Source organism: Methylobacterium indicum (assembly GCF_001043895.1).
GTDB classification, from domain to species: Bacteria; Pseudomonadota; Alphaproteobacteria; order Rhizobiales; family Beijerinckiaceae; genus Methylobacterium; species Methylobacterium indicum.
The window spans coordinates 26,135-47,229 of sequence record NZ_JTHF01000030.1 but is presented as its reverse complement, the minus strand read 5'-3'; the positions used below and the strand labels follow the sequence as shown (position 1 = coordinate 47,229).

General features: G+C 72.3%; 23 protein-coding genes. 13 read left to right on the top strand and 10 right to left on the bottom strand.

The window, feature by feature from the left end; genetic code table 11:
• Window positions 1–101: 101 nt before the first annotated feature.
• The 5 genes from QR78_RS04240 to QR78_RS04220 all read right to left on the bottom strand — a co-directional run bounded on the left by QR78_RS04240 (window position 102) and on the right by QR78_RS04220 (window position 5,130).
• Window positions 102–401 carry a GNAT family N-acetyltransferase gene (locus QR78_RS04240; protein WP_244276382.1) on the bottom strand — a complete coding sequence of 100 codons (300 nt, stop codon included), beginning with the start codon at window positions 399–401 and terminating at the stop codon, window positions 102–104.
• A gap of 59 nt (window positions 402–460) precedes the next feature.
• Window positions 461–892, bottom strand: a complete 432-nt coding sequence (locus QR78_RS04235) for an HIT family protein (protein WP_048426248.1) — start codon at window positions 890–892, stop codon at window positions 461–463.
• A 252-nt stretch (window positions 893–1,144) separates the two neighbouring features.
• A complete protein-coding gene (locus QR78_RS04230; protein ID WP_048426247.1) occupies window positions 1,145–2,305 on the bottom strand; it encodes a M20 aminoacylase family protein in 1,161 nt (386 codons plus the stop codon).
• Window positions 2,306–2,439: 134 nt separating this feature from the next.
• Window positions 2,440–3,813: a serine hydrolase domain-containing protein gene (locus QR78_RS04225; RefSeq protein WP_048426246.1), complete on the bottom strand. Its 1,374-nt coding sequence runs from the start codon at window positions 3,811–3,813 to the stop codon at window positions 2,440–2,442.
• Window positions 3,814–3,897: 84 nt separating this feature from the next.
• A complete protein-coding gene (locus tag QR78_RS04220; protein ID WP_048426245.1) occupies window positions 3,898–5,130 on the bottom strand; it encodes a GNAT family N-acetyltransferase in 1,233 nt (410 codons plus the stop codon).
• A gap of 119 nt (window positions 5,131–5,249) precedes the next feature.
• On the opposite strand from QR78_RS04220, the gene QR78_RS04215 reads away from it, so the two are divergent.
• Entirely contained in the window at window positions 5,250–5,630 is a 381-nt protein-coding gene (locus QR78_RS04215; protein WP_048426262.1) for a hypothetical protein, read from the top strand.
• A gap of 83 nt (window positions 5,631–5,713) precedes the next feature.
• On the opposite strand, the gene rplS is transcribed toward QR78_RS04215, so the two are convergent.
• Window positions 5,714–6,112, bottom strand: a complete 399-nt coding sequence (rplS, locus tag QR78_RS04210) for a 50S ribosomal protein L19 (protein ID WP_048426244.1) — start codon at window positions 6,110–6,112, stop codon at window positions 5,714–5,716.
• A gap of 276 nt (window positions 6,113–6,388) precedes the next feature.
• On the opposite strand from rplS, the gene QR78_RS04205 reads away from it, so the two are divergent.
• A complete protein-coding gene (locus tag QR78_RS04205) occupies window positions 6,389–6,676 on the top strand; it encodes a GCG_CRPN prefix-to-repeats domain-containing protein (RefSeq protein WP_048426243.1) in 288 nt (95 codons plus the stop codon).
• 89 nt (window positions 6,677–6,765) lie between these two features.
• Here the strand turns inward: QR78_RS04205 and QR78_RS04200 are convergent, their stop codons facing one another.
• Genes QR78_RS04200 through QR78_RS04185 form a run of 4 tightly spaced genes read right to left on the bottom strand, consistent with a single transcriptional unit; the run spans window position 6,766 to window position 10,284 of the window.
• A complete protein-coding gene (locus QR78_RS04200) occupies window positions 6,766–8,433 on the bottom strand; it encodes a SpoIIE family protein phosphatase (RefSeq protein ID WP_244276381.1) in 1,668 nt (555 codons plus the stop codon).
• Window positions 8,430–9,335, bottom strand: a complete 906-nt coding sequence (locus QR78_RS04195; RefSeq protein ID WP_244276380.1) for a GGDEF domain-containing protein — start codon at window positions 9,333–9,335, stop codon at window positions 8,430–8,432. The genes QR78_RS04200 and QR78_RS04195 overlap by 4 nt, the downstream gene beginning before the upstream one ends.
• A complete protein-coding gene (locus tag QR78_RS04190) occupies window positions 9,332–9,718 on the bottom strand; it encodes a DUF1987 domain-containing protein (protein WP_048426242.1) in 387 nt (128 codons plus the stop codon). Before QR78_RS04190 ends, QR78_RS04195 begins: the two co-directional genes overlap by 4 nt.
• An 11-nt stretch (window positions 9,719–9,729) precedes the next feature.
• A complete protein-coding gene (locus QR78_RS04185) occupies window positions 9,730–10,284 on the bottom strand; it encodes a SiaB family protein kinase (RefSeq protein WP_053220788.1) in 555 nt (184 codons plus the stop codon).
• A gap of 487 nt (window positions 10,285–10,771) precedes the next feature.
• Here QR78_RS04185 and QR78_RS04180 point away from each other — a divergent pair, with 487 nt between their 5' ends.
• The 11 genes from QR78_RS04180 (at window position 10,772) to QR78_RS04130 (ending at window position 21,059) form a co-directional block, all read left to right on the top strand.
• On the top strand, window positions 10,772–11,275 hold the full coding sequence (locus tag QR78_RS04180; protein ID WP_048426240.1) for a universal stress protein: 504 nt from the start codon (window positions 10,772–10,774) through the stop codon (window positions 11,273–11,275).
• Window positions 11,276–11,400: 125 nt separating this feature from the next.
• Window positions 11,401–11,967, top strand: coding sequence for a NifU family protein (locus tag QR78_RS04175; protein ID WP_048426239.1), 567 nt, complete (start codon window positions 11,401–11,403; stop codon window positions 11,965–11,967).
• A gap of 232 nt (window positions 11,968–12,199) precedes the next feature.
• Window positions 12,200–12,898 carry a tRNA (adenosine(37)-N6)-threonylcarbamoyltransferase complex dimerization subunit type 1 TsaB gene (gene tsaB, locus QR78_RS04170; protein ID WP_048426238.1) on the top strand — a complete coding sequence of 233 codons (699 nt, stop codon included), beginning with the start codon at window positions 12,200–12,202 and terminating at the stop codon, window positions 12,896–12,898.
• A 14-nt stretch (window positions 12,899–12,912) separates the two neighbouring features.
• The gene (locus QR78_RS04165) at window positions 12,913–13,395 is read left to right on the top strand and encodes a GNAT family N-acetyltransferase (RefSeq protein ID WP_048426237.1); all 483 of its coding nucleotides are present in this window, start codon (window positions 12,913–12,915) and stop codon (window positions 13,393–13,395) included.
• Window positions 13,396–13,799: 404 nt separating this feature from the next.
• Window positions 13,800–14,720, top strand: coding sequence for a lysophospholipid acyltransferase family protein (locus tag QR78_RS04160; protein WP_082171701.1), 921 nt, complete (start codon window positions 13,800–13,802; stop codon window positions 14,718–14,720).
• 77 nt (window positions 14,721–14,797) lie between these two features.
• Window positions 14,798–16,168 carry a tRNA (N6-isopentenyl adenosine(37)-C2)-methylthiotransferase MiaB gene (gene miaB, locus QR78_RS04155; RefSeq protein ID WP_048426236.1) on the top strand — a complete coding sequence of 457 codons (1,371 nt, stop codon included), beginning with the start codon at window positions 14,798–14,800 and terminating at the stop codon, window positions 16,166–16,168.
• Between the two features lie 11 nt (window positions 16,169–16,179).
• Window positions 16,180–17,304 (top strand): PhoH family protein, encoded by a 1,125-nt coding sequence (locus tag QR78_RS04150; protein ID WP_048426235.1) that lies wholly within the window; start codon window positions 16,180–16,182, stop codon window positions 17,302–17,304.
• 20 nt (window positions 17,305–17,324) lie between these two features.
• Entirely contained in the window at window positions 17,325–17,813 is a 489-nt protein-coding gene (gene ybeY / locus QR78_RS04145; RefSeq protein ID WP_048426234.1) for an rRNA maturation RNase YbeY, read from the top strand.
• Window positions 17,814–17,843: 30 nt separating this feature from the next.
• Window positions 17,844–18,884: a hemolysin family protein gene (locus QR78_RS04140; protein WP_048426233.1), complete on the top strand. Its 1,041-nt coding sequence runs from the start codon at window positions 17,844–17,846 to the stop codon at window positions 18,882–18,884.
• A 52-nt stretch (window positions 18,885–18,936) separates the two neighbouring features.
• Window positions 18,937–20,637, top strand: a complete 1,701-nt coding sequence (lnt, locus tag QR78_RS04135; protein WP_048426232.1) for an apolipoprotein N-acyltransferase — start codon at window positions 18,937–18,939, stop codon at window positions 20,635–20,637.
• Entirely contained in the window at window positions 20,634–21,059 is a 426-nt protein-coding gene (locus QR78_RS04130) for a helix-turn-helix domain-containing protein (protein ID WP_048426231.1), read from the top strand. Before lnt ends, QR78_RS04130 begins: the two co-directional genes overlap by 4 nt.
• Window positions 21,060–21,095: the final 36 nt, after the last annotated feature.

Below are 21,095 nucleotides of genomic sequence, written 5' to 3'. Positions count from 1 at the left end.
ACGATTTCCGCCTGATCGCTTCGCGATGCGGGAAATCGGCTTCGCCCACGCGTCGCGCGGGCTCGTGATGCCCGATCCGGCGGTGGTCCTCCGGATCGGTTTCAGCCCGGCAGGTCGCGGTGGCGGCGCAGCCACGCCGCCGCGTAGCCGCAGAGCGGCACGATCTGCCGGCCCTCCGCCCGGGCGGTCTCGGCGACCGCCCGCATCAGCCGGTCGGCGGCGCCGGTGCCGCGCAGGACCGGCGGCGCGTACACGTAGGCGATGACGAGGGTGCCCGGCTGGCGGCGATAATCGGCATAGGCGACCGCGCCGTCCACCTCGAGCTCGAACCGGCTCCGCCCCGGATCGTCGCGCATCCCGGTCTCGCGCGTCTCGTTCGCGTGCATCTCGTTCGCGTGCATGGCGTCACCCGGCCTGTCGCGTATCGAGGGGGACGCGGCCGAGGCCGGGCTGGTTCCCGTCAGTCGGCGAGCGCCGCGCGGATCCGCTCCGCGTGGGCGGCGAGCAAGTCCGGATCGGCCATGCCCTCGACGTGGCGGCGCGGCGCGACGCCCTCGTGCCGGGGCAGGACGTGGACGTGGAGGTGGAAGACGGTCTGGCCGGCCGCCGCCTCGTTGTATTGATAGACCGCGACGCCGTCGGCCGCGAACGCCGCCTTGGCGGCCCGGGCCACGCGCTGCACGGCGGCGTAGAGGGCGCCGAGCGTCGCCGGGTCCGCGTCGAGCAGGTTGCGGCTCGCGGTCTTGGGCACCACCAGGGTGTGGCCGTCGGCCTGGGGCATCACGTCCATGAAGGCGACGACGTGCTCGTCCTCGTAGACCTTGTGGCACGGCACCTCGCCGCGCAGGATCTTGCCGAAGATGTTCTGGGGATCGTAGGCGGTCTCGGTCATCTCGAAATCCCGTGTCGCTGCGAGATCCTGGGAGCGCCTGCGGTACAGTGCGTCCCGGGACTGTCCGTACCCCGGCCCCCGCTGTCCCGGCGGGAGCCCGGAATCCGGGCATGCTCCTGCGGCAGGACGGCGGCCCGGCGCAACCGCTCTTTTCCGGCAAGACCTCGGCACAAGACCTGCGAGATACCTGCAGGACGCTACATGAATGACGAGGAGGGACCCGCCGCCGAGGCGAGCGGGTCCCGCACCCCGTCACGCCGCCGAGCGCCGCTCCACCAGCCGGGCGAGGTAGGCCGCGCCGAGCGGGATGATGGCGTCGTCGAAGTCGTAGGCCGCGTTGTGGACGGCGGCCCCGGCCTTGCCGTCGAGCCAGGCATAGGTGCCCGGCACGGCGAGCAGCATGTCGGCGAAGTCCTCGCTGCCCATCTTGGGCTCGGGCGCGGTATCGACCTTGGCCGCGCCGAACAATTCGGTGGCGATCGCGGCGGCGGCCTGCGTCTGGGCCTCGCTGTTGCGCAGGACCGAGAAGATGTTGCGGATGTCGACGACGATCTCGGCCCCGAAGGTCGCGGCGATGCCGGCCGCGATCTCGCGCATGCGCTTGGCCACCAGGGCGCGGATGTCGTCGTCGAAGGTGCGGATCGTGCCGGCGAGGTGGGCCTCCTCCGGAATCACGTTGTAGGCCGCCCCGGCATGGACCTGGGTGATCGACAGCACGGCCGATTGCAGCGGGTCGGCGTTGCGGCTGACGATCGTCTGGAGCGCCTGGACCAGGGCGGCCTGGACCACCACCGGATCGACGCCGCGATGCGGCTGCGCCCCGTGGGCGCCGCGGCCGACGATGCGGATGTCGAAGAAATCGGCCGCCGCCATCGCGGCACCGGTCCGCACCGACAGCTCGCCGAAGCGCCCGCCCGGGTTGTTGTGCAGGCCGTAGACCTCGTCGCAGGGAAAGCGCGAGAACAGCCCGTCGGCCAGCATGGCGCGGGCGCCGCCCAGTCCCTCCTCGGCGGGCTGGAAGATGAACACCGCCGTGCCGTCGAAGTCGCGGGTCTCGGCGAGGTACTTGGCGGCGCCGAGCAGCATCGTGGTATGGCCGTCATGGCCGCAGGCGTGCATCTTGCCGGGCACCGTCGAGCGGTAGGGGAGGTTCGTCGCCTCCTGGATCGGCAGGGCGTCCATGTCGGCGCGCAGCCCGATACGGCGCGGGCTGGTGCCGCGGCCCTTCAGGACGCCGACGACGCCGGTGCGGCCGATCCCGCGATGGACCTCGATCCCCCAGGACGCGAGTTTTTCGGCCACGATGCCGGAGGTGCGCACCTCCTCGAAGCCGAGCTCGGGATGGGCGTGCAGGTCGCGCCGGATGGCCGTGAGGGCGTCGTGGTCGGCGGAGATGCGGTCGATCGGGGACATGCGGCGGAAGGCTCCGGGACGTGACGGCCCGTGTCGCCCGGGCCTGAACGGCGCGCATCCTCCGGTGACCGCAGGCGCGAGTCCAGGGGCGCGGATGCATGGCCGTATCCGGCCGCCCGCGCCCCCGGACGGGCTCAATCGGCGATGGCGCCGTAGACGAGCTGCTTGATCTCGCGCCGGTAATGGGCGCGGCTCGGTCCCGGCGCCTGGGTCATCATCACCACCGCCAGGTCCTCCTTGGGATCGACCCAGAAGAAGGTGCCGGCGTAGCCCGCCCACATGAACTCGCCCTTCGAGCCCGGCACCCCGGCGATGCCGGCCTCCTTGCGCACCATGAAGCCGAGGCCGAACGTGTAGCCGGGCACGCCCATCAGCAGCTCGCCCGGGCTCACCACCGGCTTGATCCGGTCGCCGAGATGATCGGCGGTCATCAGCTCGACGCTGGTGCGGCTGAGCACCCGCGCACCGTCGAGGCTGCCGCCGTCGAGGAGAGCCTGGGCGAAGCGCAGGTAGTCGGCCGCGGTGCCGTAGCCGCCCGCACCACCGGAATCGTTCTTCGGAACGGCGCCGTCGATGAGCCGGTTCGGCGCGCCGGTGGCGGGATCGGTCGGCAGCGCCTGGGCGATCCGCCCGGTCTTGTCGGCCGGCACCGAGAAGCCGGTCTCGCTCATCTTCAGCGGTCGCAGGACCCGCTCCGCCAGGTAGTCGCCGAGGCGCCGGCCGGAGGCCTTCTCGACGACGCGGCCGAGCACGTCGACCGCCAGGCTGTACTGCCAGACCGTGCCGGGCTGGTAGGCGAGGGGGGCGCTCGCGATCCGGCCGGTGAACTCCTCCGGGGTGAGGTCGGTGGTGTTGTAGTCGAAGTCGGGCTTGAACAGGCCGGCCTTGGCGTAGGCCGCCTTCACGGCCGGGTTGGTGGTGATCTCGCCATAGGCGAGGCCGGCGGTGTGGCGCAGGAGATCCTGCACGGTCGGCGCGCGCTCGGCCGGGACGAGGTCGGGCGCGGCCTCGCCCAGCGCGTTGGGGCGGGTGCCGGCGACCTTGAGATCCTTGAACTCGGGCAGGTATTTCGAGACCGGGTCGGTCAGCTGGAGGCGACCCTCCTCCACCAGCGTCATCGCGGCGACCGAGGCGAGCGGCTTCGTCATCGAGTAGATGCGGAAGATCGCGTTCGTCTCCAGCGGCGCCCCGGCGGCCTTGTCGCGGAAGCCGATGCTCTCCGCGTAGGCGAGGCGGCCGCGCCGGGCGATCATCACCACGGCACCGGGCAGGCGGCCGGCGGCCACCTCCTCCTCCATGACCTGTCTGATCCGGCCGAGCCGCTCGGAGGAGAGCCCGACCTCCTCCGGCTTGGCCGGTGCCAGGGCCTCGCCGGTGCGCGGCCGCAAGGCGGTATCCGCCAGGGCCGGGGTGTGCAGGGCAGGGGTTGCCAGCGCCAGCACCAGCCCGAGGCAGCCCGACAGGATCCGGCGGGACGCGCGCCCGCGTCCTCCCACGCTCGTCGACATGACGTTTCGCTCCCGAACCGGAGCCTCTTGCCGGGCTCCGTGCGGGGAGCGTAGCGGCCTGCCGGTCCGGACGCTACGGCGCCGTCAGTCCTCGCCGCGCCGGAACGGCGTCGCCGCGTCGAGTTCCTCGGCGGCCGCCGCGACGTGGCGCGCCTCGCGCCTCAGGTAGTCGGCGATGGCCGCCCGCAGGCCGGAATCGGCGATGTCGTGGGCCGAGTGCGTGATCACCGGCCGGTAGCCGCGGGCGAGCTTGTGCTCGCCCTGCGCCCCTGCCTCGACCCGGGCGAGGCCGTGACGAATCGCGAAGTCGATCGCCTGGTAGTAGCAGACCTCGAAATGCAGGAAGGGATGGTCCTCGATGCAGCCCCAGTTGCGGCCGTAGAGGGCGCGGTCGCCGATCAGGTTGATGGCGCCGGCGACGTATTGCCCCTCGCGCCGGGCCATCACCAGCAGGATCCGTTCCGGCATCCGCTCGCCGATGAGCGAGAAGAAGCGGCGGTTGAGGTAGGGCCGGCCCCATTTGCGCGAACCGGTATCCATGTAGAACCGGTAGAAGGCGTCCCAATGCTCGTCCCGGAGGTCGGCGCCGGTGACCCACTCGATGGTGATGCCGGAGGCGAGCGCGTCGCGCCGCTCGCGCTTGATCGCCTTGCGCTTGCGCGAGGCGAGCGCGCCCAGGAAGTCGTCGAAGGTGGAATAGCCGTCGTTGTCCCAGTGGAACTGCTGGTCGACCCGGCGCAGGAAGCCCAGCGCCCCGGCCCGCTCGGCCTCGGTCTCGGGCAGGAACGTCGCGTGGATCGAGGAGGCCTCGACCTGCCGGCGCAGGGCGCGCAGGCCGGCGACGAGGGCGGCGGTGGCCTCGTCGGCATCCTCGCCCGGAGCGATCAGGAAGCGCGGGCCCGTCACCGGCGTGAACGGCACGCTGACCTGGAGCTTCGGATAGTAGCGGCCGCCGGCCCGCTCGAACGCGTCGGCCCAGCCGTGGTCGAACACGTACTCGCCCTGCGAGTGGGATTTCAGGTAGCAGGGCGCGTAGCCGATCACCCGTCCGTCGCGCTCGGCGGCGACGTGCAGCGGCAGCCAGCCGGTGCGTCCGCCGACGCAGCCGGATTCCTCCAGCGCCGACAGGAAGGCGTGGCTGACGAACGGGTTGTGGCTCTCGCCCGCGCCCGCCATCGACTCTTGTGAGTGCGCACAGCGGTCCCACTCCGCCGCCGCGATCTCGGAGATGCGCTGGACGACGCGGACCTGAAGGGCGCCCGTCGCCGGGGCGTCCCCGCCTTCCGCCGCACCGCATGACTCGCCGGTTGTCTCCATGCCGCCGAAGCTAGGACGGGGCCCGGGGGCCGGCAATGCGGCGCGGCCTCGCAGCGCCGCCGGCCCGACGGTCGGGCCCCGCGGAACCGTTGGCCCGTCCGGCCCATTTGTTTCTGATCATGACCAGAGACGACATCACCACGCGCCCCCTCCCGCCCGCGACGACCGGCACGCCGAGCCTGTCGGAGAAGGAGGCCCTCGCCAAAGCCTGGGACGACCGGATCGTCAAGCTTCTCGACCTCCTGCCGCGGCGGGTGGCGGATGCGATCGCCTGGCTGCGGGCGCCGTCGCGGCGCTGGGTGCGGATCCCGGCGGCCCTGCTGCTGATCCTCGGCGGCTTCCTGGCGATCCTGCCGGTCTTCGGGCTGTGGATGCTGCCGCTCGGCCTCGCGCTCCTGAGCGAGGACATCCCCGGCATGAAGCCGTCCCTCGAGCGCGCGGCGCGCTGGCTGGAGGACAAGTGGAACCGGCTCGCCCGATGGTGGCGCGGCTCCCGCTGAGCCATGCCTTCAACGAAAAAGGCCGCCTCGACCCGGCAGGGGAGGCGGCCTTCTCGTGAAACGTCGCGCTGGCGCGACGGATCTTACTCCGCGGCGGCGGTCTTCTTGGTCTTGCCCTTCTCGGCACCGCGCTCGGCGCGCTCGGCGATACGGGCCGACTTGCCGCGGCGATCGCGCAGGTAGTACAGCTTGGCGCGACGCACCTTGCCGCGACGCACGACCTTGATCGAATCGATGTTCGGCGAGTAGATCGGGAAGACGCGCTCGACGCCCTCGCCGTACGAGATCTTGCGGACGGTGAAGCTCTCGTTGATGCCGCCGCCGGAACGGGCGATCACGACGCCCTCGTAGGCCTGGACGCGGCTGCGCTCGCCTTCCTTCACCTTGACGTTCACGATGACCGTGTCGCCGGGCTCGAAGTCGGGGATCGTCTTGTTGAGCTGAGCGATCTGCTCCTGCTCGAGCTGCTGGATGATGTTCATCGGTCAAACTCCTGCCGTCGCCGCCGCGGCCCCGGGATGGGATCTCGGCGTCAGGATTTCGGCGTCCTGTTGTGAGTTGCCGGCTCCCTTACAGGAACGGTCGCGGCTTGTCGACACGGGGTCCGGAGCCTTTTTCGCGACCGTCCGAGACGCGGCGGGTTCAGGGGGAGGGAACAGAACGGCGCGTTCCCGGTTGTGTCCGCTCGGCGCGGCGCCGGCCCCTCGGCGCCGCCCGTTCCACGGACACCCTCACGGATTCGACGGAGGACCATCCGCATGCTGATGCGTTGGAAGATCGCCGGCCTCGCCGCCCTGGCCTTCGGCGGTCTCGCGGCCGCCCCTGCGAGCGCCGCCCCGGCCGGCCCCGGTCTCTCGGGCCTGCTCGCCCCCGAGGCGCCGGTGACGCAGGTCGCCCAAGGCTGCGGCCCGGGCTTCGCCCGCGGCCCCTGGGGCCGCTGCCGGCCGATGTATGGCCGCCGCTATTTCGGTCCGCCGCGGGCCTATGGCCGCCGCTGTTTCATCCGCCCGACGCCCTACGGGCCGCGCCGGATCTGCCGGTTCTGATCGGCCCCGGTCGCGGGTGACCGGCAACCGGTCCCCAGGGATGGGCGAACGATGAACGGGGCGGGCTTCCCGAGGGGATCCCGCCCTTCTCACGTCCGGACGGGCCGGAACGCCACGAGCGCCATGTCGTCCCGGCGCGGCTCGGACCCGCGATGGGCGGCAAGGTCGCGCTCCAGCGCCGCCACCTGCCCGGCGAGGGGCAGATTCCGGTGCCGCAGCAAGATCTCGGCGACGCCGCGATGGCCGAGGAGCCGGCGCGAGGCGCCGCCCATCTGGTCGCTGACCCCGTCGGTCATCAGGAAGACCGTCTCGGTCCCGTCGAGCGGCAGCACCTTTTCCGCGATCACCTCCTCCCGGCCGGTGAGGCGGTAGCCGAGCCCGTGACGCCGGCCCTTGATCCGGGTAACCGCGTCGCCCGACAGGACCGTGAGCGCGAGGCCGGCCCCCGCAAAATGCAGGGTCCCGGCGCTGCGATCGACGACGCAGACGCCGCAATCGAGCCCGTCGTCGGAGCCGCCCGCCTCGTCCGCGGCCTGCCGCAGCCGTCCGCGCACCGCCTCGTCGAGGGCGCCCAGGATGGCGTCGGGTTCGCGCAGGCCGCGGTCGTGGAGGATCCGGTCGAGGGCGGTCGCCACGATCAGGGTCAGGAAGGCCCCGGGCACGCCGTGGCCGGTGCAATCGGCCACCACCACGATCGTGACACCGTCGATCTCCTCGACCCAGAAATAGTCGCCGCCGACGACGTGGAGCGGCTCCCACAGGACCGCGAGGTCGAGCCCGGAGTGCCGCAGGGCGTCCGGCCCCGGCAGCACCGCCTGCTGGATGCGGCGGGCGTAGCCCAGGCTCTCCATCACCAGGCCGTTGGCCTCGGCGAGCTGCCCGTGGGTGCGCTCCAGCTCGGCGAGCAGATGGCGCGCCTCGTCGCCGCTCTTCAGGCCCTCGACCATCCGGTTGAAGGCGGCGGAGATGTCGGCGATCTCGCGGCTCGGCCGCCGGCTGCCGGCGAGATCCACCACCGCCCAGTCCTTCCGCTCGACCCGGCCCATGGCGGTGAGCAGGCGGTCGAGGGGCGCGAGCACGTGGCGGCGCACCGCGAGGCGCAGGGCGAGGGCGAAGGCGAGGATCAGCACCAGGCTCGCCCCCAGCACCATCACGAACTGCTTCTCGGCATTGGCGCGAAGGCCCTCGGCCGAGAGCACCAGCGTCAGGCTGCCGGCGGGCCGGTCGCCGGCCCCGCCGGCGATTTCCGCCGAGACCTGGACGCGCTCGAAGTTGCGGCCCCGCGGCTCCTCCCCGAGGCGCGCCACGACGCTTCCCGTCCCGTCGCGCAGGACCGCGAAGCGGAAGGTGGGATCGAGGCCGAGGGCCTGGAGCGAAGGGCCGTAGGACGCCGTCCAGTCCGGCCGGGACAGGGCCCGGGCGGTCATGTCGGCCATCATCTGGGCGCGCTCGCCCTCGATCCGGATCTGGTCGCCGTAATTCACCCAGGCGATCGCCACCTGGGTCAGCAGCACCAGGGCGGCGATCACCGGCGACAGGCGCAGGAAGAGGGTGTGGGCGAGGCCGTCGAGGTTGCGGCCCCGGGCCGCGCCGCGCAGGGCCCCCGGGCGCATCGTGTCGGCGCCGCCGTCCCGGGTCGTCGGCACCTCGGTGAGGCCGAGATCGGTCGGCGCGTCGCCCCGGCGCAGGGGGCCGGCGCCGCGCAGGGACCCGCCGCGGCGGGCGCCGCCCGCCTGGTCCAGGATCTCGCCGCTCACGGCGCGGCGGCTGCCGGGGCCAGCTCCACCCGGTTGCGGCCGCCGTGCTTGGCGGCGTAGAGCGCCGCGTCGGCCCGGCGCATCGCCGCCGGCAGCGTCTCGCCCGGCCCGGCGGCGGCGAGCCCGATGCTCACCGTGATGCCGATCGGCCCGCCCTCCGTCGCGACCGGCATGTCGGCCACGGCGGTGCGGATCCGCTCGGCCACCGCCGTCCCGTCCGCCATCGCGGTGCCGACCAGCAGCACCGCGAATTCCTCGCCGCCGAGCCGGCCGATCGTATCGAGGGAGCGCAGGGCCGAGCGGCAGGCGGCCACGAAGGCGATCAGTGCGGCGTCGCCCGCGGCGTGGCCGTGGCTGTCGTTGACGAGCTTGAACCGGTCGATGTCGAGCATCAGGAGGCAGGCCGACTGGTCGGCGCGGCGCGGCCAGTCCCGGGTGCAGACCTCGAGGAAGCGCCGGCGGGCCAGCGCCCCGGTCAGCGGATCGGTATCCGCGAGGCGGCGCAGCTCCGCCTCCAGGCGGGCGCTCGTCTCGATCTCGCCCGAGAGGGCGACGTTGAGGGATTGCAGGTCGCGCTGCTGCTCGGCGAGGCGCCTGTTGGCCTTCTGCAGGTCGGCCTGCATCCGGTCGCTCAGGCGGACCAGGCGGCGCTGCTCGCGGTAGCCCCGGCGGTAGGCCTCCGCCAGCACCTTCACCCCGTCCGCCACCGCGGCGAGCTGGGTCAGCATCACCTCGGTCCGGTCGAGGACGGCCTCCTCGTTGTCGAACAGGCTGAACACGTTGTCGGCGCGCTTGCGCCCGCCCGGTTCGCCGCGCCCGCTCGCCGGCGGGGCGTCATCGCGGTCCGTGGGTGTGTCGCCGTCCGTCATCGCCGCGGGTTCCGGAGCCGCCCGGTTGGTCATGCCGCCGTCTCCTGCACCATCTCGAATCGCGCGTGCGAGAAGTCGGCGGCGAAATCCTCGCCGGCCTCCGCGATGGTGTCGTCGCCCTCGGCGTAGAGCCAGCGGACCGTCACGTCGCGGCCCTCCCCGGCGGCGTCCTCGAGCGGCATGAACAGGTTCATCAAGGCCTTGGCGCTCGACGAGTTGAAGTACGACAGGGCGACGTCGACGGTCAGCGGGCCGTCGCCCTCGTCCAGATGGCCGCGCAGGGCCTGAAGCAGCGGGCCGTAGAAGGCGGCGGCGTCCTCGGGGTAGGATTCGCCGCGCAGGACCAGGCGGCCGGCGGGAAAGTCGAAATCGACCAGCGGCGAGCGGCTGGTGGCGGGGATCTGGATCCGGTCCATCGTCGGGTGCTTCAGATGAAGGCCTTGAGGCAGAAGAAGCTGCGATCGTCGCCGCGGGCCTGGAAATCGTACTCGACCGGGGCGCTCGAGCGCCGGGCGATCTCGATCAGCCCGATGCTGCCGCCGAGGCTGCCCTCGTCGGCGGGCTGGCGCAGCCGCTCGCGGTAGTAGTGCTTCAGCTCCTCGCCCGACAGCCCGACGATATGGTCGAGCCGGGCGCGCAGGGCCGGGACGTGCTCCCCCGGCACCTCGTTGCCGCAGGCGACGAAGAAGCGGCCGTTCTCGACCCCGACCACGATCAGCCCGGCGCTCACCATCCCGCCCTGAGGGGCGCCCGGCGGCACGAGCTTGTCGGCGGAGTAGCGGATCACGTTCTGGGCCTGTTCGACGAAGATCGAGAACACGCGCTTCGACACCGTGGCGTCGGCCGCCCCCTGCTGCATGCGCAGCTTCAGCACCTCGCCGAGCGAGAACAGGACGTTCTCCGACAGGTCGCCGCCGAACGACAGGATGATGCCGTTGCGTCGGGACGCCTCGTGAAAGGCCATGAAGTCTTGAGCAAGCACCGATCTCTCCCGCCCGGGTACCGCCGGCCTAAGCCAATCGCCCGAGCCGATACAGATTCGGCAATAGGCCGGCCGGGCCATAGGCTACGACACCGAAGCTCACCAGAGTGTTACATCGTTCTTCGATCGAAGTCTCTTGTCGCCGTGAGGAAAAATCAGCCTTTCGCGCGCCAAGGTGCGGTTTTTCGTGAGGTTCGTGCTGAAATTGCCCGCGCGGTGCCCAGCTCGTGGGCAGTCCGGGTCTGTCCAGCACCCAGTTGACGCCCGGACGATTCGATCGTGCCCTTGGGATCTTCGGGCGAGTCCCTGTCCAGTTGGTGGTGGCGCGGCGCCGCAGAGGAGCGATTCGGGGTCGTTCGCCCCGGTGCCGCTCCATGCTCCCCTCGCCAGACCGCCCGGCCCGTGTTCCTCGCGCGCATGCGAGGGACGGCTTGCGGCCTGCGCGCCGCACGGGCAGCATCCGGCCGGCAGCGGAGCGGATCCGGGCATGGTCGAGATCAAGCGGCGCCGGTCCTTCGAGGCCGGGCATCGCCTCAAATTCATGGTGCTGGTCGACGAGACGCCGGAATGCGACCGCGCGGTGCATTTCGCGGTGCGCCGGGCCGCCCGGCTCGGGGCCCGGGTGGTGATGCTGGCGGTGGCCGAGCCCCCCGAGACGATGGAATGGCTCGGCGTCGGCGACGCGATGCGGGCCGAGGCCGAGGCCGAGACCCAGGCCCGCTTGGAGGTTCTCGCGGCGGCGGCGCGCCAGGCCGCGGGGGTCGATCCCGAACTGGTCGTGCGCACCGGCGAGCGGGCCGACGCGATCCTGCGCCAGATCGAGGCCGACGAGGACATCGCCTTCCTGGTGCTCGGTGCCGCCGCCGGCAGCGACGGGCCGGGTCCCCTCGTCACCTCGATCGCCGGGCGCAGCGCCGGCAGCTTCCCGGTGCCGGTGGTGATCGTGCCGGGTGCGCTCAGCGAGGCGGAGATCACGGCGCTCGCCGGATGACGCCCCTCCATTGAGCTTTGGCGCGTTCGGGTCCACATCTGCCGGCAGGCGGGGGAGCGCTCGATCGCCCCGCGCCGTTCCCGGCCGGCCTTGAACCGGCGCAGAGAACCTTTCGAGGATCACCGATGTTCATCCAGACCGAAGCGACGCCGAACCCCGCCACCCTGAAGTTCCTCCCCGGCAAGGTCGTCCTGGCCGACGGCACCTTCGAGGCCCGGGACGAGGGGGCCGCCGCGCGCTCGCCGCTCGCCCGCGCGCTGTTCGGCGTCGAGGGCGTCTCCGGCGTCTATCTCGGCCACGACTTCATCTCGGTGACCAAGGCCGAGGGCGAGCCGGGCTGGCCGCAGGTCAAGCCCGCGGTGCTCGGCGCCATCATGGAGCACTTCATGTCCGGGGCCCCGGTCATGGAGGCCGGCCACGCCCCCGAGGAGGCGGCGGAAGAGTTCTACGACGAGGCCGATGCCGACACGGTCGTCACCATCAAGGACCTGCTCGAGACCCGGGTGCGCCCGGCGGTGGCGGGCGATGGCGGCGACATCACCTTCCGGGGCTTTCGCGATGGCGTGGTCTACCTGGAGATGAAGGGCGCCTGCTCGGGCTGCCCGTCCTCCACCGCCACCCTGCGCCAGGGCGTGCAGAACCTCTTCCGCCACTTCCTGCCCGACGTGCGCGAGGTCCAGGCGGTCTCCTGACCGTCCCGGCGACGCTTTCCGCCGCCCGGGCGGTTTCCTCGGGCGCGGCGGATGCTCTAAAGGCTGGATCGGACCGGACCGCCCCGCTCGTCGAGCGGGGCGGTCCTTCTTGTGTTAACCTGTCCGTGCCACGCTGGGACTGAAGCGGTGGGCCGAGAACCGGCCCGGCCGGCGGCATGCAGGCCGCGGCGACGGACCCGCGGGCGCGAACGAGGGCGGAGCCTGAAGAGACGTGCGCATCCTGGCGATCGATACCGCGCTCGAGCGCTGCGCCGCCTGCATCATGGCGGACGACGCTCCCGAGCCCCTGGCCCAGGAGAGCATGGACCTGTCGCGCGGCCACGCCGAGGCGCTGCTGCCCCTCGTCGAGCGGGTGACGGCCCGGGTCGAGGGCGGGTTCGAGAGCCTGGACCGGGTCGCCGTCACGGTCGGCCCGGGCTCCTATACCGGCCTGCGCGTCGGCCTTTCGGCGGCGCGCGCGGTCGGGCTCGCCTGCGGCATCCCGGTCGTCGGCGTCACCACCCTGTCGGCCCTGCTGGCGCCGCTGCTCGCGGCCGACGAGGATTACCTCGGCCGGGGCTACCTGCTCGCCGCGGCGGTCGATGCGCGCCACGGCCACGTCTATTTCCAGGCGCTGAGCCAGGATGGCGGCATCGCGGTGCCACCGAGCCTGCTGCCCCTGCCCGAGGCCCTTCGCCTTCTCGGCCCGGGTCCCGCGGCCCTCGCCGGCTCCGCCGGCCCGGCGCTGGCGGCGGCGGCCGCCGCCCAGGGCCTGCGTGCCGTCGTGCCCGAGGGCCATACCGCCCCGCAGATCGCCTGGGTGGCGTCGCTGGGCCTCGTCGCCGATCCCGCCCACGCCCTCGCCCGGCCCCTCTACCTGCGGGGGCCGGACGCCCAGCCGCAGGACCACATGCGGCTTCCCCGCCGCTGACGGAGTTCCCCCCGATGAAGTGGATGCCGTTCCGCTCCCCCCCGACCGCCCATGTCGCGCCCCTGACTTCGGCCGACCGGGCCGGGGAGCTGGCGGCGCTCCACGCCACCGCCTTCGCGCGGCCCTGGGAGGCGGACGAGTTCGAGCGCATGCTGTGCGAGCGCGGCCACGTCGCTCACGCGCTGATGCTCGGCACGGTGATCGGCGGCTTCGTGCTCTCGCGCCAGGTCCTCGACGAGGCCGAGATCCTGACCGTCGTCCTCGGCCCGGCCTCCCGCGGTGCGGGCCTCAGCCGCCAGCTCCTGCGCGCCCACCTCGTCGCCCTGGAGGATCTGGGCGTGCGCCGGGTCCACCTGGAGGTCGACGACGGCAACGTCCCGGCGCTCGCCCTCTACCGCCGCCTCGGCTTCGCCGAGACCGGCCGCCGGGCGAGCTACTATGCCCGGCCCGACGGCGGGCGCGCCAACGCGATCATGATGCAGGCGGCGTTGGGATAGGGGCGGCGGGAAAGGCAGGGCTGTTCGGGGGAACCTTTTAAGATCAAGCGCGGGATCCCCTCTCCCGTGTGGGAGAGGGGTAGGGGCGATCGAAGATCGCGCGAGGGTGACACGCTTCCGTATAAAGCTGTGACTGTCCCGCTACCGTCACCACGCTCAGCGTTTCACACTGAACCGTGTCACCCTCACGCGCGATCTTTGATCGCCCGGCCCTCTCCCACACGGGAGAGGGGGGAACCGCGCTCTATTCTTGATCCGAAGTTTCTCCGGACCGCCTTGGGCGACGAGACGCCTCGGGCGGTGGACGCCCCCGGCCGGACTTGGTATGCGGCAGACGACGCACGGGCCGAACCGCGCGGCGCCCGAAAAAACCTCCCCGAGCCGAGCCCCGCGCCGCCCGAACCATGACGTACCTCGTCGCCGGCCTGCGGCTCCTCGCCTACGCCCTCGTCTTCGCGCTCCTCGCCGGGCCGCACTGGCTGGCGCTCAAGTTCGGCCGCGGCGCCCATGCGGGCCGGGCGCCCGTCTGGTTGCACCGGGCCTTCCTGCATCTGTTTCAGGTGCGGCTGACCGTGACCGGCACGCCGCCGGCGCCGGGCGAGGCGGCGCTCGTCATCGCCAACCACATCTCCTGGCTCGACATCCCGGTGCTGGGAGCGGTGCGGCCACTCTCCTTCGTGGCGAAATCCGAGATCGCCGGCTGGCCGGTGATCGGCACGCTCGCGCGCCTCCAGCGCACCGTGTTCATCGACCGGGCCCGCAAGCTCCACACCGCGGTAGTCAACACCGAGATGAGCCGGCGCCTGCGCGCGGGCGACCTGATCGTGCTCTTTGCCGAAGGCACCACCGGCGACGGCACCCGGCTCCTGCCGTTCCGCACCTCGCTCGTCGGCGCGGCGCGGGCGGCGATCACCGAGGGCGGGCTCGACCGGGTGCGGCTCCAGCCGCTCTGCATCGCCTATACGCGCCGCCACGGCCTGCCGCTGACCCGGGCCGAGCGGCCGGACATCGCCTGGTACGGCGACATGGAGCTCGGTCCCAGCGTCAAGCTGTTCTTCGAGCGCGGGCCGATCGACGTCCGGGTGACCTGGGGCGAGCCGGTGGCCTTCGCGGCCGGGACCGACCGCAAGGCGGCGACGGCGCTCGCCGAGGCCTCGGTGCGCCGCGCCCTCCAGGAGGCGGTGACCGGCCGCCCGCCGGTGCCGACGCCAGAACCTGCATCTGGCGAGTCTGCATCTGGCGGGTCTGCACCCGGGACGCCGCGCGCCGATGCCCCGGCCGCTGCGGCCGCCCCGCCTATTCTCATTCCGGCCGCGACGGCTTAAATGACGGGGACCAGCCCGAGCCGGGCTGCCGTCGCGTCCGATCATCCCCCCATTCATTTCCTGGCAGGGCCGGTTCGTTGAAGAAAGCGTTCGTCAAATCCTACGGCTGCCAGATGAACGTCTACGACGCCTCGCGGATGGTCGACCTGCTCGGCCGCGAGGGCTTCGTCGAGACCGGCGCCGTCGAGGAGGCCGACGTCGTCGTCCTCAATACCTGCCACATCCGCGAGAAGGCGGCGGAGAAGGTCTATTCCGAGCTCGGCCGCCTGCGGGTGCTGAAGGGCGAGCGGGCGGAGGCCGGCCAGGACACCACGGTGGTGGTGGCGGGCTGCGTCGCGCAGGCCGAGGGTCGCGAGATCCTGAACCGCGCGCCGGGCGTCGACGTGGTGGTGGGCCCCCAGAGCTATCACCGCCTGCCGCAGCTGCTCGCCGCCTCCAGGCAAGGCCGCGTCGTCGACACCGAATTCCCGGTCGAGGACAAGTTCGACCACCTGCCGGCGCGGCGCACCCCGGGCGTCTCGGCCTTCCTCACGGTGCAGGAGGGCTGCGACAAGTTCTGCGCCTTCTGCGTCGTGCCCTATACCCGCGGGGCCGAGGTCTCGCGCGCGGTCGAAAAAATCGTGGCGGAGGCCGAGCGGCTGGCCGCTTCGGGCGCCCGCGAGCTGACGCTGATCGGCCAGAACGTCAACGCCTTCCACGGGCCCGGACCCGACGGGCGCGACTGGACCCTCGGGGAACTGCTCCACCGCGTCGCCGCGATCCCCGGTATCCTGCGGCTGCGCTACACCACCAGCCATCCGCGCGACATGGACGAGGCGCTGATCGCGGCCCATCGCGACCTGCCGGCCGTGATGCCCTACCTGCACCTGCCGGTGCAGTCGGGCTCCGACCGGATCCTCGCGGCGATGAACCGCAAGCACGACGCCGACACCTATCGCCGGCTGATCGACCGGGTGCGGGCGGCCCGGCCCGACATCGCGCTCTCCTCCGACTTCATCGTCGGCTTCCCCGGAGAGACGGATGCCGATCATGCCGAGACGATGCGGCTCATCGCCGATATCGGCTTCGCCAGCGCCTTCTCGTTCAAGTACAGCCCGCGCCCCGGCACGCCGGCGGCGGAGAGCGACGACGCGGTGCCGGAGGCGGTGAAGAGCGAGCGGCTGGCCGAGCTGCAGGCCCTGCTGGAACGCCAGCGCCAGGACTTCAACCACGCGACCGTGGGCAAGATCGTGCCGGTGCTGCTCGAGAAACCCGGTCGGCATCCGGGCCAGGTCGCCGGCAAGTCGCCCTATCTCCAGGCGGTGCAGATCGAGGGCGACGTGGCGGCGATCGGCACGGAAATTCCGGTGCGAATCACCCGGGCCGGCTCGAACAGCCTGTTCGGCGAGGCGTTGACCGCGACCCCGGCCGGAACGGCCAATGCGGCCGCGACGACGGCCGCCGCGTGAGGAACGACAGGATGGCGATGGGAGAGGGCGGGCGCGGTCCGAGAGGGCGTGAGCCCGCGCGCGAGCGCGAGATTCCCCCGCGGGCGGTGGCAGGCCTGAGCGAGGCGGCGGAGATCGCCCTCACCTTCGACGACAACCGCCTGGCGAGCCTGGTCTTCGGCCAGTACGACCAGAACGTCGCCCATCTGGAGCGGCGCCTCGGCGTGGTGGCCACCGCGCTCGGCAACCACGTCGTGGTCAAAGGCCCGCCGGACTCGACCGAGCGGGCGCGCCGGGTGCTCGAACTGCTCTATGCCCGCGTCCGCGACGGCGGCGGGGTGCCGCTGACGCTGGGCGACGTCGACGGGGTGATCCAGGAATCCTCGCTCCAGGGCAACCTCTTCTCGCCCGCCGAGGCGCCGGCCAACGGCGAGCGCCCGTCCTTCGACCAGATCGCCACGCGGCGACGGGGCGGCGTGCGGGCCCGCAACGCGGCGCAGGACGCCTACATCAAGGCGCTGCGCGCCCACGAGCTGGTCTTCGCGGAAGGGCCTGCCGGCACCGGCAAGACCTGGCTCGCCGTCGGCTACGCCGTCTCGCTGCTGGAGCAGGGCCATGCCGAGCGGCTGATCCTGTCGCGCCCCGCGGTCGAGGCCGGCGAGCGGCTGGGCTTCCTGCCCGGCGACATGCGCGAGAAGGTCGATCCGTATCTCCGCCCGATCTACGACGCGCTCTACGACTTCATGGAGGCGCGCCACGTCGATCGCGGCCTCCAGACCGGCATGATCGAGATCGCGCCGCTCGCCTTCATGCGCGGGCGCACGCTCACCAACGCGGTGGTGCTCCTCGACGAGGCGCAGAACACCACCTCGATGCAGATGAAGATGTTCCTGACCCGGCTCGGCGAGAATTCCCGGATGATCGTCACCGGCGATCCGAGCCAGATCGACCTGCCGCCGGGCCAGAAATCTGGCCTCGTCGAGGCGGTGCGGATTCTCGACGGCGTCGAGGGCGTCGGCCGCGTCACCTTCCGCGACGTCGACGTGGTGCGCCACGACCTCGTGCGCCGGATCGTCACGGCCTACGAGGCCGATGCCCGGGAGAATCCGGAGGCGCCGCAGCGCCCGCTGCCCTCGCGGCGGGGGCCGCTGCCGTGAGCGCGCGAGCCGAGCAGGACATGCAGGAGAACGACAACGAGATCGACGTCTCGGTCGAGGACGAGCGCTGGGAGGGCGTCGCACCCGACCTCGAGGCCTTTATCGCCCGCGCCGTCGAGGCGGCGCTCGCCGTCGTGCCGCCCGGTGGGCCGATCGAGATCAGCGTCGTCCTGACCGACGACCCCGCGGTGCAGGAGCTGAACCGTGCCTGGCGGGGCAAGGACAAGCCGACCAACGTGCTGTCCTTCCCCAACGAGCAGCCCCATGGCGGCGGACCTCGCCTCCTCGGCGACGTGGTTCTTGCGTATGACACAATGCTGCGCGAGAGTGGGGAGCAGTCCAAGCCCCTCGGCCACCACCTCGCCCATCTCGTGGTTCATGGCACGCTGCATCTCCTCGGTCACGACCACGAGCTCGGCGATGCCGAGGCCGACGCCATGGAGGCGTTGGAGGTCGAGGCCCTGCGGCGCCTCGGCGTGCCGGACCCGTACGGCGATGCGGCCGAGTGAGCCGCCGCTCCCATCCCAGACGCGAGAGACATGAGCAACGATCGAAGTCGCAGCGCCGTCGCGACCGCGCAGGCGATTCCGGAGGACGACAGTCCGGGACGCGAACCCTGGTATGACCGCCTCCTCAGCATCTTCCACCTGAAGACGCGCGACGCCCAGCGCGACGGCCTCTCGGACGCCCTCGCCGAGATGCAGAACGGCGACCACGCCGTCTCCCCGGTCGAGCAGGCGATGCTCAAGAACGTGCTGAGCCTCCACCGGGTACGGGTCGACGACGTGATGATCCCCCGGTCCGAGGTGGTGGCGGTCTCGATCGACACGGCGCTCGGCGCCCTGCTCAAGGTCTTCCGCTCCGCCGGCCATTCCCGCCTGCCGGTCTACGGCGAGAGCCTGGACGACCCCCGCGGCATGGTCCACATCCGCGACTTCGTCGACTACATGGCGAGCCGGGCCGAAGCCGAGGGCGACCGCCTGCCCGACCTCGCCGGAGTCGATCTCGCGGCGACGCTGGCCACCACCCGCATCCTGCGCCCGGTGCTGTTCGTGCCGCCCTCCATGCCGGCGATCGATCTGCTCGCCCGGATGCAGGCGAGCCGCACCCACATGGCGCTGGTCATCGACGAGTATGGCGGCACCGACGGCCTGATCTCGATCGAGGACCTGATCGAGGTCGTGGTCGGCGACATCGAGGACGAGCACGACGTGGCCGAGGGCCACCGGGTGCTCAAGGTCGACGGCGAGAGCGAGATCTTCGTCGCCGATGCCCGCGCCAGCCTCGACGACGTCGCCGAGGCGACCGGATTCGACCTCGTGGCGGCGGTGGGCGAGGCGGCCGAGGAGGTCGACACCCTCGGCGGCCTGATCGTCACCATCGCGGGCCGTGTCCCGGCACGGGGCGAGGTCATCGCCGTGCCGGGCGACTTCGAGGTCGAGGTGCTGGACGCCGACCCGCGGCGGATCAAGCGCCTGCGCATGCATCGCGGCCTCGCCCGGATCGAGGGGCCGGAGACGCCGCTCGCCCTCCCGCCGCCCGGCGCCGAGGCCGGCATCCGGACGGATTCCGCCGCCTGATTGTTTTCCGCGGCGCCCGTGCGGCGCCGCGCGCGCCCCCGCGAGCCCGCCGATGCAGCACACCGACACCCACGGGACGGCCCGCGCCGTCCCGGCGACGCCCCTCGGCCTCACGGCCCTGGCCCACCGTGTAGCCCTGACCTCCGGCTGGGTGCGGCTCGGCCTCGCCTGGCTCGCCGGGGTGAGCGGCGCCCTGGCGATGCCGCCCTTCGGGTTCCTGCCCGCGCTCTGCCTCGCGCTCGTTCCGGCGGTCTGGCTCCTCGACGGGGCCGCCACCGCGTCCTCGCGCCTCGGCCGGCGGGCCGGTACCGCGCTCTCCGCCGGTCTGATCGGCTGGGCCTGGGGCTTCGGCTACCTCACCGCCGGGCTGTGGTGGCTCGGCGCCGCCTTCCTGGTCGAGGCCGATCAGTTCGCCTACCTGATGCCGCTGGGCGTGCTCGGCCTGCCGGCGGCGCTCGGGCTGTTCTACGGCGCGGGCTTCGCCGTGGCGCGCCTCCTGTGGTCGCCGGGGCCGGGCCGCATCGCCGCCCTGGCCTTCGGGGTGAGCGGCGCCGAGTGGCTGCGCGGGCACCTGTTCACCGGGTTTCCCTGGAACACCCTCGGCATGGCGCTCGGCCAGAACCTCTGGCTGATGCAGGCCGCCTCGGTCGTCGGCCTCTACGGGCTCACCGTGCTGGCGGTGCTGGCCTGCGCGGCGCCGGCCACCCTGGCCGATGCGGCCGGGCCGGCCCGGCGGTTCGGGCCGCCCGCGGCCGCGCTCTTGATGCTCGCCGGCCTCGCCGTCGGCGGGGCGCTGCGGCTGCCCGCCGGTCCGATGCCGGAGGTGCCCGGCGTGCGCCTGCGCCTCGTCCAGGCCGCCATCCCGCAGGATGCCCGCTTCAACCCGCGCAACCGCGAGGGCATCCTCGAGCGCTATCTGGGCTTGAGCGACAGCGCCACCGCGCCGGACAGCCAGGGCCTGCGCGACGTCACCCACCTGATCTGGCCCGAATCCTCGTTCCCGTTCCTGATCCAGCGCGATCCCCAGGCCCTGCGCCGGATCGGCGGCGCGCTGCCGCCCGGCACGCTGCTCGTCACCGGCGCCGCGCGGGCCGACGAGCCGCTGCCCGGCGAGCGGCTGCGCTTCTACAACTCCATCCTGATGATCGGGCAGGACGGGATCGTCGGCGGGCGCTACGACAAGCTCCACCTCGTGCCCTTCGGCGAGTACCTGCCGGATCCGATCGACGGCCTCCTGCGGGCACTCGGCCTGAAACAGTTCGTCGCCGTGCCGGGCGGGTTCACGCCGGGCGAGGCGCGGGAGCGCATCCCCCTCGCCGTGCCGGGCCTGCCGCCCGTGGCGCCCTCGATCTGCTACGAGGCGATCTTCCCCGGGGCCGTCGCCTCGCACCGCGAGCGTCCGGGACTGCTCCTCAACGTCACCAACGACGGCTGGTTCGGCGACACGCCGGGGCCGCGCCAGCACTTCGCCCAGGCGCGGCTGCGGGCGGTCGAGGAAGGTATTCCTCTGGTGCGCGCGGCGAACACCGGTGTCAGCGCCGTGGTGGACCCGTATGGCCGGGTGACCGGCATGTTGACCGTCGGGGCGGAAGGGGTGCTCGACCGGCATCTCCCCAGGAACCTTAGGGAAAGTCCGCCATACGTACGTTTCGGTGATGTTCTTTTCGGCTGCATGCTTCTAGGGTGCCTGTCGTTGGCCGTTGCGGCGCGGTACCGCCGCGGGCGCGCGCAGCCCCGCGGAGCGTCAATGTGAAGAAGGCACCGGATCCGGTCGATCGTCATGTCGGGCATCGCGTGCGTGTCCGGCGTCTCCTCATCGGCGTGAGCCAGGAACGGCTCGGCGACGCCCTGGGCGTGACGTTCCAGCAGATCCAGAAATACGAGAAGGGCGCCAACCGGATCAGCGCCAGCCGGCTGCGCCAGATCTCCGAGATGCTGGGCGTGCCGGTGAGCTTCTTCTACGAGGGTGCACCGCGCCAGGACGGCGCCCGCGGCGACGAGACGGGCGCCGAGCCCACCGGCGACGCCCTCGCCCAGGACGTGCTCTGGACCAGCCAGGACCTGCAATTGGTGCGCGCCTTCCAGCGCATCGGCGACAACCAGGTCCGTCGCCGCATCATCAGCCTCGTCGAGGCGATCGGCACCGGTGGAGCGAGCCCCGACGACGCGCCGTGATCGTCATGGCGGGTCGTCATGGCGGGTCGTCACGGC